Source organism: Salmonella sp. WC3 (genome assembly GCF_042932255.1).
GTDB classification, from domain to species: Bacteria; Pseudomonadota; Gammaproteobacteria; order Enterobacterales; family Enterobacteriaceae; genus Salmonella; species Salmonella enterica.
This window is the reverse complement of record NZ_CP170629.1, coordinates 1517352-1529549: the sequence shown is the minus strand read 5'-3', so window position 1 is coordinate 1529549 and position 12198 is coordinate 1517352. Positions and strand designations below refer to the sequence as shown.

Below are 12198 nucleotides of genomic sequence, written 5' to 3'. Positions count from 1 at the left end.
AACACGTTGATTTATAAGTGGCGCGCCCTGCAGGATTCGAACCTGCGACCCACGGCTTAGAAGGCCGTTGCTCTATCCAACTGAGCTAAGGGCGCCTTGTGAAGTGAAGACTTCGTGTAGACGAAACGCGAGAATTATACGGTCAGGTACTCCTGAGTCAATGGCTTTTGTTCTGGTTGCTGACTAAGTGTACGAATATCGTCTTTTCTGGCGCAATGCCAGGTTCCAGGAAATCGCCTGGACACATCTCAGCACGCATAAAGTGGGAATTAAGGCCGCCAGTATTTAGAAAATCAATAAGTTTCTTTAATATTTCACCATGATTCACCTGCCGTGTAGGATATTTTTTATGCTGAGTATCGCTATTAAGGAACAAAACAGTCACTTTGAGCATGGTTTGAAAATCATCATGACGCGTCTGGCGAATCAATGGCAGCAGAAAATTGACTTTCTGCCGCCAGAAGAGATAGATAATGCCGATATCGCTTTCCTGGCCCTGGATGATGATTGGTTCAGCGCAGGCTGTTACCAGATACCTATGCATACCCAACATCAGCTACGGGTGATTATTTGTAATAAATGCGATAAAGAAAAGCTCATGTTCAGACCATGTCTGTATATGCTGCCGCATATTTATCGGGAAGATGATGTTGAAGAAATTACCCGGAAAATGATATTGATCTTACATAAACGAGCGCTTCGACATAGCGTCCCTTCTGGCATTTGCCACTACTGCACGACTCGTCATTTTTCAGTAACAGAACGTCACCTGTTAAAACTGATCGCCAGCGGTTATCATTTAAGCGAAACGGCCGCTTTACTTTCACTTTCTGAAGAGCAGACAAAGTCACTCCGCCGGAGCATTATGCGAAAATTACATGTTAAAACGGAGCAGCAGTTTTTAAAATATATTAGAGTTAACCTTCATTTCTTACTCAGTAAGTAAACTCACTTAACTTTTTACAAGGCTTACGAAATATCTCACCAATAATTAAGTAACGATACCTACAGGCATTTTTTTAACGCTGCCACAATGATGCCCATAATATCCTGATAGATTCAGGGGTCGAAAATATATGGCTGCATCATAAATGCCTGGAGGAGTGTTTGGTGGCACAGGGTACTTTGTTAAAGGAAAGGATAAATCCCCCACACCTGGCGTCTTCGCCCACACGTCATTCATTTCTCAACAGCGAATTGTTAAAATCTGAGCCAATCGTTAATCTCTCAACTGCGCAATTAATCGGCTATGAGGTCCTGACGCAACTTCCGTCAGAACATGATAGCGAAGTTTTTTTTCAGCAGTTAATGCTGATGGAAGGCATTGAAACATCAGAGCAACGAAGCATTGCTTTTTACGCTGGTGCAACGATGGAACAAGGTTATTTATGGCCAGCCATATTACCAGATATATATTAGAGCAATGGAAAAAGCAGGATGCGCAGCGTACCACGCAGGGAAAGACACCGCCGTTTAAGAAATGCTAAAGACTGCGCCTGCCGTTATCACTCTCCAACGCCGCAGATATTTGATCGCCTTGAGTTACTGAACCAACAGCTCAATTATGCCTTGCCGGTTGGTATCATTTCTCAGGCAATAATTACAACTGACAACTACCTCGGCTATTCATTGAGTCACTACTTATTTTCCGGAAAACGTACCGCAGCATTCCGCTCATTAGATGACATTTCTTTGTGGATTGAAAAGGGGTCGCTCAGACAACTGATTGTAGATATGGAGGCGCTACCTGTCTCCTGTATTGAGGCGCTTAACCAGCTACGCGCGCTCAGTTGGCAACAAAGCGATATCCAGATTTACCTGCTGGTATCAGATAAAACCCCCGCTATAACACAGTTTATCCGTATGGCTGGGCGTTTTTTTGTCCTGTCGCGACGACAAAATCTGGCCTCAGTACGCGAAGCCTTGTTATCAGCCTCCAAACCTCGCTTATCGGAAAGCTTTAGCCGTACTGACTGGTTGATGATTGAAACTTTAGCGCAAGGCGCCTCTTTAAAAGAAATAGCACGTCAGCAAAGCGTACCTTATCATCGTGTAGTTTACCGGCTTAAACAACTTATCACCCTCCTTAACCTTCCCCACAGGCAAAGCTTTCTTCGGCTGGTCCAGCAGCTAAACGTTACTTTCCACGACATTTTTTAACGAAGTAACGTTTTGGTGAATAAGATTTTTTAAGAAATTACTTATTTTCACTTCCATTAAATGTAAATATTTCACATAAAATTAATATTTACAACTCGTCCTGGTAAGCGATAAAAAATTTTTTCTTACATCGTCCCCTGTTCCTCCTCGTTTTTCGAGGTCTCCAGCGTCAACATCTTTCTGTATTACATAACAAATACTAAACAATTAGTCTTTCATATTATTTTTATACTTAAAAACAACAGTTTAAACTACTCAATGTCAACTCCAAAGAAAATAGCTCCACCACGAACAAATTTTCTATAACGTCACAGAATATCCTACCCGCTATCCATAATTCGCATTTCGCAAGACTTTTCCGAGAAATCAGACCAGGTATAATCCATATTGTTTTTACTTAATCAGAAATTTCTTTTTTGTTGGTGCGAAATGGATATTCCACATATTTATTACTCTTACGAAAAATAGCCAGTCAACAGGGAGGTCTCATTCTTTATTATTGCTCCACTGTGTGGTGTGTAGATCTGGCTATTTCACAATCTTTAAGGTGTCTGACGCTTATTCTAAAACGAAGGACGCATAACAGTCTGAGGCATACAACAATGAAACCTGCATCTGTTATCATTATGGACGAACACCCTATTGTAAGAATGTCGATCGAAGTTTTACTCGGTAAAAATAGCAATATTCAGGTTGTCCTGAAAACGGATGATAGCCGAACAGCGATAGAGTATCTGCGCACTTATCCTGTTGACCTTGTCATTCTGGATATTGAATTACCGGGCACCGACGGCTTTACCTTACTTAAACGAATCAAATCTATCCAAGAACATACCCGGATACTTTTTTTATCGTCGAAATCAGAGGCTTTTTATGCCGGAAGAGCAATAAGAGCGGGCGCAAACGGATTTGTAAGTAAACGCAAAGACCTCAATGATATTTATAATGCGGTAAAAATGATTTTATCCGGCTATTCTTTTTTTCCATCTGAGACGCTTAACTTTATCAGTAATACCCGTCCCCCCAAAGGCGGGCACCATGATATGCCACTTTCTAACCGCGAAGTTACCGTGCTGCGCTATCTGGCCAATGGAATGTCTAACAAAGAAATTGCCGAGCAACTTTTATTGAGTAACAAGACTATCAGCGCGCATAAGGCCAATATATTTTCTAAACTTGGCCTTCACTCTATCGTTGAGCTTATCGATTACGCCAAATCACACGAATTATTGTAAATGTACTCCCGGCGAATTATCGTTCGGGAGCCACAATAACGGACACTAATTGTAATTGATCAGGAAGGTCGCATCCGCGTTAGCAAGACCGGGCTGCACGCCATCGGCTAAGGCGATATAGTTCGCATAGAATTTCAGGGTAGCATTGCCATTGTTGTCAATATCGACGGCCTTGCTGGCCTGTTCAAGCGGCAATCGACGTTGATCGCCATCGCGAATTTCAATCGCCAGTTTTTGCGCCATTGCCGTATCAGCAAGCGCCAGTAATGCCGTGCCGGGCGCTGGCGTCCCGGAAAACGTTATAGACGCCGACCCCGGCGGGCAGCCTTCAAGTTTTAGGCTAAAGGCTACCGGTTGCGTGGCGTCACCGGCGGCGTGAAGCTGTTTTGTCGGCCAGGTGCCGAGGTTAACCGATTTGTTACTGTCGCCCGCCACCACGGCGCAGGTAAAATCCACCACGTTACCGCGCAGTTCAATATTCACTTCGCCCAGAGATGAGTTGGCCTGACTCAGCGGGCTGAACAAAACACAACCGATAGCGATGAAAACGCGCCGAAAGATCATTATGCCTCCTTAATCATAATCGACTCGTAGATAGCCGCGCGCAGTAAACGGCCCTTCCACCGGTTTATTCCCCGTCACGCTGATCGGCCAGGCGCGAATACCTACGCGAGCGGCGGCGTTATCATCAAGATGAAACGGAATTTTACTCGACAAATTATTGGGTGTGAGCGGCGTACCGTTGCTATTAGCAACCACAAAGCCTAAATCCGGATTATCGGACACCATCGCCTGCCCTGAGGCCTTTTCGGCTTCAAGCCGCATAGATAAATAGGCCTGCGCCGCGACGTTGGTACATTTAATAGCGATAGTTTTCGTTTGCGGCGTGACGCCTTGCGGACGATTACCCGCCCCCGCCTGACTAAATAACGACGCGCCGATATCGCCGAAATCAAACTCCACGACCTGTCCGGCATTCACTTCGCAGTTTTGCGGCACTTCCACTTTGCCGCTGTAGCTAATGGTATATACCGGCGTGCTCAACGCGTCGCCGGTAGAGGTCGTCACATAGACAGTAAACATTGTCTGGCGAGGGAGCGTCACCATATTAATAAAAGGCCGTATCACTTTTAATTTAAAAACCAGCTTTGAGTCCTGCACGCCAAACGGCATTTGCTGCGACACGTTAGAGTCGACGCCCATGCGAATATAGTTACGGGGCGGATAAAATACGCCAGCGACACTATCGGTGATGCTCATCGCGCCCAGAAGGTAGTCATTCAGCTTGAGGTATTTAAAATTTCCTTCGGTGCTTTGTACCGGTAATTCTGATACATAGCTTCGGTAGGTATAATTTACCGTTGTCCCCGCCGGGCACGTCGCGTTTACGCCGACCCAACCAGATTTTTCCGGCAGCGTAACCACCTGTCCCGGCTGATTATTGCCGCTGGTGAAAACATCTGACAGGTCGTAAAAGATATCGGTCACCGTCCCGTTTGAATTACGGCAAACCGTCGCCAGCGCGGGATGGGTGAAAAAGAGCGCGGTCCCCGCCAGCAATAGCGCTGAGTATATTTTCATCTCTATTTTTCCTTTTATGACGACGGACGGATACAGGTCGCGCTGGCTATCGTAATCGCCTGCTTCAGGCTATCCTCCACCAGGGCGTAAGGGGCGATACAACGCGCGTTTTTCCCCTCTCCCCACTGGATGAACAGTTCACCTTTTAGCGGCAAGCCGCTCAGATAAATTTGCCCGTCATCGCCGACCATACTGGTAATGCCGCTGGCGGTTTCTCGTACTATCGCGCCAAACGGTAACGGACGTCCGCCAAGCCTCGCGGTAATGATTGCCCTTACGCCTATCCGCGTATCAAAAGCAGCCCGCACCAGCGCGCCCTCTGTCGGCACTACGCTGCTGACGTTATTTTCGACATCGGTATGGTTGTCCATCGTGTTGGTATCTAACGCGACGCGGTTATAGCGATATACCGTGGCGTAGGGCATTACCGCATAGCCCCGCCAGTCCGTTTTCACGCCGGTCTGGTTTTCGATGCGCACGCCTTTCGCTCCCGGCGCTTTAATCAAGACATTGGTATCGCCCAACGGTTGGCTAAACGTAATACCATCCGCATGACCGACCACGCCGCCGGAAAGTTGCCAGTTATAGTCATGCTGATCGCGATCGTAGTTATATCCCACGCCCAGCGTGCCATACGTCGCCTGCCAGCTAGCGCTGGCGCTGCCGCTATAACCATTGCTACTGCTACGCCCCTGCGTCACGCTGTAGCTCAGATTACGTCCTTCCAGAAGCGTGCCGCCCACGCCGCTCTGCCAGCTGTTGTCGCCGTCGCGGTTGCGGTTGGCGTTAAACGTGGCATAAGTACGATCAAGAATAGTGTCGCGCGCATAGCGCCGTCCGGTCAGAATGCTAAACGGAACGGACATATTGAATGCCAGAATGCGGTCGGCGCCTGAGATCCCCACCGACTCGCTCCACGACCATGACAGCGAATAACTTATGCCTTGCCATCCACTGGCGTATCCCAGTTGATACCAGGTATTGGTATCCGCCGTATTCCAGTAATTTTGTTGACTGCCGGAAAGATACAGTGACCCGTAATCCCCCAGGTTTTGCGAAATATTGACCTGAAAGCGGCCTTTTTTGCTGTAGCGGAGATTGTGGTAGCTCTGCGCCACCGGCACTTTATGGCGGCGTCCGTCGCTATCGTATTCGTAGTCGTACCCTTCCATACTGCGGTATGCCACATCATCCAGGGTGTAAAATCCGCGCGTGGAATAGCGGTAACCCAGCAATTGAAAATTAGTCCCGTAATTATTCAGCGATTTGGCGTACAGAAAACGCAACGATTGCCCCTGATGGGTGCTGTCATCTGCCAGTTGGCTACGCGCATGTGTGACATCGACCGACACGGCTCCCCAGTCGCCCAAATTTCGCCCCGCCCCGACCACCACGGCACGGTAACGATCGGCAAGTTGCGTACCGCCGTAAGCCGTCAGCCCCGCAGGCAGGCCGGCAATCACCGTTCCCTGGAAAAAGAATGGCGAAGACTGCTGACTATTGCCGCTGCGAAAATCCCCGGCCACCAGGTCATACTTCACCCTGCCCTCACGCTGCAATAGCGGAACGGTAGAGTAAGGCGCCGTGTAACGTTGTTGGCTACCGTCTTTTTCATCTACCGTCACCTCAAGGTCGCCGCTGGAAGAGGTAGGATTAAGATCGGTAATCGCAAACGCGCCCGGCGACACATAGCTTTGGTAGATAACATACCCGTTCTGTCGTATCGTCAGCTTTGCCGCCGTCCGGGCGATCCCTCTGACCGTGGGGGCGTAGCCCTGCAGGCTATCGGGATACATATTGTCAGAAGAGTACAGCCGCGCTCCGCGAAAGCCGACGCTGTCTAAAACATCGTTCCCGGTATTGCTGTCCCCCATGACCAGTTCGCTTTTTAGCGGAATGATGGCGCGCTGTACCCAGGTGCCAATGTTGTTCCAGCGTTGCGAATGATAGCCGTCCCCTTTCGAATAGTTCCAGGCTCCGTTATTACGCAGCCGCCAGGGGCCATAGTTCAACCCGCTCAGCAGACTCAAAAAATAGCTATCGCTGTCTGTTCCGCGGCTACCGGTAAAACTGTAATTAATGAGTGCGGCAGGTATCCCTTCATCCCACTCTTCCGGCGGGATATAGCCACGCGCGCTGTTGAGCAATGACGCCTGCGGCAAGCTAATATTTAAGCGCATCGACGCGAAATCAAACGCGACCTCCGCGCCCGGGATTTTCTCAGGAAGGTGAATACACGTGGTATCGACGCCTTTATCTGAGACAGGGAACACCGCGGTATTCACGCCCAGCCGTTTAATCCACGCCGGTGTAAAACAAGGCATCAGGCCGCCGGATTTATCGCCGGCGCCCACGGCGCCCGCCTCAAAACGAATATCCTGCGTCGCTACGAATTCGTCGTTACGCCAGATATCCACCCGGTAAATACCGGGAGGCTGATGATTACCTTTTTCAAAGCGAGATAAATCCGCCACGGACGCGGTATCCGCCGACAAAAACGCAGGGTTGAAATAACTTTCGCCGCGGCTCGTCAGCGGACACAGCGCCGCCAGCACCGACAGCGCCACGCCGCTTAACGGTGATACATAACCGGGAAATCGCCCTGCAAACCAGGTTGTCTTCTTCATCGTGTTCTCGTGTGGCTTCACGCTCTCTGCTTAACCGAGACTGGCCGTTGTCGCCGACGTCAATGCGCCGTAATCATTGACGGTCTGAAATGTCACGCTGCCCTGCGCGCCAGTCGGTAAGGGAATTTGCATGTCGCTTTTTGGCGCGATCATCACGTTATCAATCTTTTTCGCGCCCACGCTGATATTGACCAGCGTGAGGTAATAAGCAGATGGGTTGGTTATCTTGAGATGGTTGCCGACACGGGAAAATTTCAGCAAGGTCGGCGCGTCTTCCGGCGTCTGCGGCAAATTCGCCGGACGCACGAACAGTTTGATGCGCGACAGAATCGCCAGTTGCAGAACGTTTTTCCTTACAATATGACTTTTATCGACCGACGGAATGGCTTTCACATTCATCCAGAATAACGACTCCCGATCCCCGGGTAGCGGTTGCCCGGCGTAGATAATACGCAGCGTGTTTTCGCTTTTGGGTTCGCTGACGGGATTATTCGTATTTCATGATAAAGGTGGCGTCGGCATTAGCCTGGCCTGGCGTCGTGGCGGCGGTTGCCTTATAGCGTGCGGTAAAACGCAGCGTATTGGTGCCTTCAACCAGCGACTGCTTCGCCGAGAAGGTCGCGCCGTCCGGCTTCAACGGTGAAGAGGTATTATCAAGAATCTCAATCCCGACGCCGGTTGCGGTAGTGCTATTGTCCGCAGAGGAGACAGCCAGCAAATTAGGGTTGGTGTTATCTGCCTGACCAGAGAAAGCCACGGCAGCGGTGGCCGCCACTTTCGGATCGCAGTCATTCAGGACGATGGAGAAAGGCACCTGCGCGGTCGTATCACCAATCGCCGTAAAGCTGGCGGTACGGTATTGACCCAGCGTCACCGTTTGATCGGCGGATTTAGTGCTAACGGCACAGGCTGCATTAACCAGTTTACCTTCGAAATGAATAGTACCGCCGCTCACGCTCACCGGAGTAGGATCAGCCGCAACCGCTGCGCCAGCGACAAACATCAGACTCGCAATAGTAGAGGTCATTAATTTATGTTTCATGGATTTCCCTTGAATTACACACACCCGGTTTCGGCATCCTGTCGGCTCCGTTTGAATTATTATCGACATAGCATGTCAGAAAAGTTATCTCTGCATCCTGTAAAGATAGATATCGCAGATTAATTAGTTTTCTGTTTCTCCCCTGAGTATCAGACGCAGTAATTAATCTTTGCGAATATGACATTTCGTCACGGTAATAAATTAAACATTTCGCTAAATAAAAAACAGCCGCAAACTCTTTTAATGACCTAAGCTAATTCTTATTGGGATATAAGAAGGGTCTAATCTTATTTTGTATAAAATGTCGCATTATGCCGCCCGACGCTATTAACGACGAGGGATTACGGTAACCATAGCCAGGGTGATGAATTGTTTCTTTTTGGTTAATCATGGCGCGCTTACGGGTCACGTCTCAGTATCGGCAACGGACGGGGGAGACGTCGCGTTTGCATCGGAAACACAAACGTTAACTGACAGCGAGGCCCGCTTCTGACAAAATAGCGCTATCCCCTTTGACTTGAAGTAACAGATGGAATCTTCTCTCTGATGGCAGCAAAGATTATTGACGGTAAAACGATTGCGCAGCAGGTGCGATCTGAGGTTGCTCAAAAAGTTCAGGCACGCGTCGCAGCAGGTCTTCGCGCTCCCGGCCTGGCTGTGGTGCTGGTCGGCAGCAATCCGGCCTCACAGATTTATGTCGCAAGCAAACGTAAAGCGTGCGACGAGGTGGGATTCGTCTCCCGCTCCTATGACCTGCCAGAAACCACCAGCGAAGCCGAACTGCTGGCGCTTATCGATACTCTGAATGCAGATAACACGATCGACGGTATTCTGGTGCAGTTGCCTTTACCGGCAGGCATCGACAACGTTAAAGTGCTGGAGCGTATCGCGCCAGATAAAGACGTAGACGGTTTTCATCCTTATAATGTCGGTCGTCTGTGCCAGCGTGCGCCGCGCCTGCGTCCCTGTACGCCCCGCGGTATTGTGACCCTGCTTGAGCGTTACAACATTGATACCTACGGCCTGAATGCGGTGGTCATTGGCGCGTCCAATATCGTTGGACGCCCGATGAGCATGGAGCTGCTGCTGGCTGGCTGTACGACTACCGTTACGCACCGCTTTACAAAAGATCTGCGTCACCATGTCGAGCATGCTGATTTGCTCATTGTCGCCGTAGGTAAACCGGGCTTTATTCCCGGCGAATGGATTAAAGAAGGCGCAATTGTGATTGATGTCGGTATTAATCGTCTGGAAAATGGCAAGGTCGTTGGCGACGTCGTGTTTGACGAAGCCGCGGCGCGCGCGTCATACATCACGCCAGTACCGGGCGGCGTCGGCCCGATGACGGTCGCCACGCTTATCGAAAACACGCTGCAGGCGTGCATTGAATATCACGATCCACAAGGAAAATAATATGGCGACATTCTCTTTAGGCAAGCACCCGCACGTCGAGCTGTGCGATCTGCTCAAGCTGGAAGGCTGGAGCGAAAGCGGCGCGCAGGCGAAAATCGCCATTGCCGACGGGTTGGTGAAGGTTGATGGCGCGGTTGAAACGCGTAAACGCTGCAAAATTGTCGCCGGGCAAACCGTTAGCTTTGAAGGCCAAAGTGTGAACGTCGTGGCCTGATACAAGTGCCGGATAGCGACGCAAAGCGTCTTATCCGGCCTGATTACGCTGTCTTTTCAGATAATCATCCACTTAATCCTCTGCGTTCCAACTGCTAGCATGGCTATTTCCCTGTGAACCATCGCTATGCCTACCGTTATCACCCACGCCGCCGTTCCTCTGTGTTTTGGCGCAGGCTTAGGCCTGAAAGTTATCCCTCCTCGCCTGCTGTTTGCCGGTGTTGTGCTGGCGATGCTCCCCGATGCCGACGTGCTGGCCTTTAAATTTGGCGTCGCCTACGGCAACGTATTTGGCCATCGCGGATTTACCCACTCTTTACTTTTCGCATTCGTCCTCCCCCTGTTGTGCGTACTCGCGGGACGACGATGGTTTCGAGCTGGGCAGGTGCGCTGCTGGCTATTTTTAACCGTTTCATTGTTGTCGCACAGCCTGCTGGATTCGATAACCACGGGTGGTAAAGGCGTTGGCTGGCTGTGGCCGTGGTCAGATGAACGTTTTTTTGCGCCCTGGCAGGTGATTAAAGTCGCGCCGTTTGCGCTTTCAAGCTACATCACGCCGTATGGACACCAGGTCATTCTCTCAGAATTGCTGTGGGTGTGGTTGCCGGGAAGTATTTTAGTGTTATTTCTATGGGTACTTAAAACGCATATTAAAAGGAATCAATATGAATAAAATGATATTCGCCGCCGCGGTCGTCTGTTTCTCATTTTCCCACGCCAGCTATAGCGAAGAAATGTCTGCCACTGGCTGGTATGCGGCATCGTCTGCGGTTGTCAGCGTGGGCAGTTCCGCACTGGTTAGCGGAATTATACTCTCCCCCGTACTGCTGCCGCTCAACCTGAGCATTGGATCTGTTGTCGAAAATAAAAAGCAACAAACCGCGCTGTTAACCACTAAGTCCCCCGATAACAAAGACATTAAAATGCAAGTTCCGCTAAATGTCGTCAAAGAAGGCAACCTCAAAGCAGGTGATAAAGTCACTCTGGAAAAAACGCAGGAAGGCACCGGCGCTTATTTGAAAAAAGAGGGCAAAGTCCTTGCCCATATGGTAAATCAGGACGACGCAGGACTTTCCAGCAACCAGACGGTACCGGCCAAATGAAGCGGTTCGCGTTTGCCCTGTGGCTCAGCGCAATCTCGCTCAACGCTTATGCAGACAGTGCTAACTGTCACCAAAAAGCAAACACGCCGGAGAACATCGCAGCGACAATGGATCAGGCGCTACAGCTCAAACAACAGCTTAACAGTCAACCCGATCCGGTCGTCATTCTGGTTCGCCAGGGGCAAGATATGTCGAGCCGACATTTAACCTGGTCACATGCTGGCTATGCCATGCGCCAGCCAAACGGAGACTGGCGGGTTTACCATAATCTGAATACTTGCGGAACCGCTGAATCAGCGCTCTATATACAAGGCCTGTATGAGTTTCTGGCTGATGACCTGGTGAATCAGAGCATTGCCGTTTTGCGCCCGCGTTCAGATATCGCGACGGCATTACAAACGCTCTTACATAGCGCTATCAAACTCAATCTCTTCCACAGTCCCCGCTATAACCTGATTGCGTGGCCTTTTTCCGGCCCTTATCAGAATTCGAATGGCTGGCTTCTCGAAGTGTTTGCGCGAGCAAACGATGCGCAGGTTTGGTCACGTAATGATGCCCGCCGCTGGTTGCAGCTTCAGGGTTATCAACCCTCTATCGTTAGTGCTGGCACTTTTGAACGATTAGGCGCAAAACTGTTCACCCCTAACGTTTTCACCGACGATCAGCCAGCAGAATTGCTGCGAAAAGGAAATGTGGGGCTAAACAGCGGCGACAGCGTCATCCGCTTTATTGCCCATTACAGCCGGGCAATACCCGGGTGTGAACATCAGAATCTGGGGGAGTCGGTGTGTGTTTATCTTTCGCCCGGTGCGAAAAAATAAAAA

General features: G+C 49.9%; 13 protein-coding genes, 1 tRNA gene and 1 pseudogene. 9 read left to right on the top strand and 6 right to left on the bottom strand.

Annotation, left to right across the window (positions count from 1 at the left end):
* Positions 1-18: 18 nt before the first annotated feature.
* Positions 19-95, bottom strand: a tRNA-Arg gene (locus tag ACFK9X_RS07180).
* A 254-nt stretch (positions 96-349) separates the two neighbouring features.
* Here ACFK9X_RS07180 and fimW point away from each other — a divergent pair.
* The 4 genes from fimW to fimZ all read left to right on the top strand — a co-directional run bounded on the left by fimW (position 350) and on the right by fimZ (position 3395).
* Positions 350-946 carry a fimbria biosynthesis transcriptional regulator FimW gene (gene fimW / locus ACFK9X_RS07175; protein WP_000948629.1) on the top strand — a complete coding sequence of 199 codons (597 nt, stop codon included), beginning with the start codon at positions 350-352 and terminating at the stop codon, positions 944-946.
* A 161-nt stretch (positions 947-1107) separates the two neighbouring features.
* Positions 1108-1419 carry a diguanylate cyclase gene (locus ACFK9X_RS07170; RefSeq protein WP_151115993.1) on the top strand — a complete coding sequence of 104 codons (312 nt, stop codon included), beginning with the start codon at positions 1108-1110 and terminating at the stop codon, positions 1417-1419.
* Positions 1420-1437: 18 nt separating this feature from the next.
* The gene (gene fimY, locus ACFK9X_RS07165; protein ID WP_115409237.1) at positions 1438-2160 is read left to right on the top strand and encodes a fimbria biosynthesis regulator FimY; all 723 of its coding nucleotides are present in this window, start codon (positions 1438-1440) and stop codon (positions 2158-2160) included.
* Positions 2161-2762: 602 nt separating this feature from the next.
* Positions 2763-3395 carry a fimbria biosynthesis transcriptional regulator FimZ gene (fimZ, locus tag ACFK9X_RS07160; protein ID WP_000801272.1) on the top strand — a complete coding sequence of 211 codons (633 nt, stop codon included), beginning with the start codon at positions 2763-2765 and terminating at the stop codon, positions 3393-3395.
* Positions 3396-3440: 45 nt separating this feature from the next.
* Here the strand turns inward: fimZ and sfmF are convergent, their stop codons facing one another.
* From sfmF to fimA, 5 genes and pseudogenes are all read right to left on the bottom strand, one after another.
* Entirely contained in the window at positions 3441-3959 is a 519-nt protein-coding gene (sfmF, locus tag ACFK9X_RS07155; RefSeq protein WP_000577507.1) for a fimbria assembly protein, read from the bottom strand.
* 9 nt (positions 3960-3968) lie between these two features.
* Positions 3969-4976 carry a type 1 fimbria D-mannose specific adhesin FimH gene (fimH, locus tag ACFK9X_RS07150; RefSeq protein WP_151115991.1) on the bottom strand — a complete coding sequence of 336 codons (1008 nt, stop codon included), beginning with the start codon at positions 4974-4976 and terminating at the stop codon, positions 3969-3971.
* 14 nt (positions 4977-4990) lie between these two features.
* A complete protein-coding gene (locus tag ACFK9X_RS07145; RefSeq protein ID WP_151115988.1) occupies positions 4991-7603 on the bottom strand; it encodes a fimbrial biogenesis usher protein in 2613 nt (870 codons plus the stop codon).
* Positions 7604-7633: 30 nt separating this feature from the next.
* A pseudogene (locus ACFK9X_RS07140) lies at positions 7634-8086 on the bottom strand (fimbria/pilus periplasmic chaperone); the annotation flags it as partial.
* 4 nt (positions 8087-8090) lie between these two features.
* Positions 8091-8645 carry a type 1 fimbrial protein subunit FimA gene (gene fimA / locus ACFK9X_RS07135; protein WP_151115986.1) on the bottom strand — a complete coding sequence of 185 codons (555 nt, stop codon included), beginning with the start codon at positions 8643-8645 and terminating at the stop codon, positions 8091-8093.
* Between the two features lie 546 nt (positions 8646-9191).
* Here fimA and folD point away from each other — a divergent pair.
* The 5 genes from folD (at position 9192) to ACFK9X_RS07110 (ending at position 12195) form a co-directional block, all read left to right on the top strand.
* The gene (folD, locus tag ACFK9X_RS07130; protein WP_000729165.1) at positions 9192-10058 is read left to right on the top strand and encodes a bifunctional methylenetetrahydrofolate dehydrogenase/methenyltetrahydrofolate cyclohydrolase FolD; all 867 of its coding nucleotides are present in this window, start codon (positions 9192-9194) and stop codon (positions 10056-10058) included.
* A gap of 1 nt (position 10059) precedes the next feature.
* A complete protein-coding gene (gene ybcJ, locus ACFK9X_RS07125) occupies positions 10060-10272 on the top strand; it encodes a ribosome-associated protein YbcJ (protein WP_000190278.1) in 213 nt (70 codons plus the stop codon).
* 126 nt (positions 10273-10398) lie between these two features.
* Positions 10399-10944 (top strand): metal-dependent hydrolase, encoded by a 546-nt coding sequence (locus ACFK9X_RS07120; RefSeq protein WP_001143507.1) that lies wholly within the window; start codon positions 10399-10401, stop codon positions 10942-10944.
* Positions 10937-11374 carry an STM0539 family protein gene (locus tag ACFK9X_RS07115; RefSeq protein ID WP_151115984.1) on the top strand — a complete coding sequence of 146 codons (438 nt, stop codon included), beginning with the start codon at positions 10937-10939 and terminating at the stop codon, positions 11372-11374. The genes ACFK9X_RS07120 and ACFK9X_RS07115 overlap by 8 nt, the downstream gene beginning before the upstream one ends.
* Positions 11371-12195, top strand: a complete 825-nt coding sequence (locus ACFK9X_RS07110; protein ID WP_020839510.1) for a DUF2145 domain-containing protein — start codon at positions 11371-11373, stop codon at positions 12193-12195. Before ACFK9X_RS07115 ends, ACFK9X_RS07110 begins: the two co-directional genes overlap by 4 nt.
* Positions 12196-12198 lie beyond the last annotated feature (3 nt).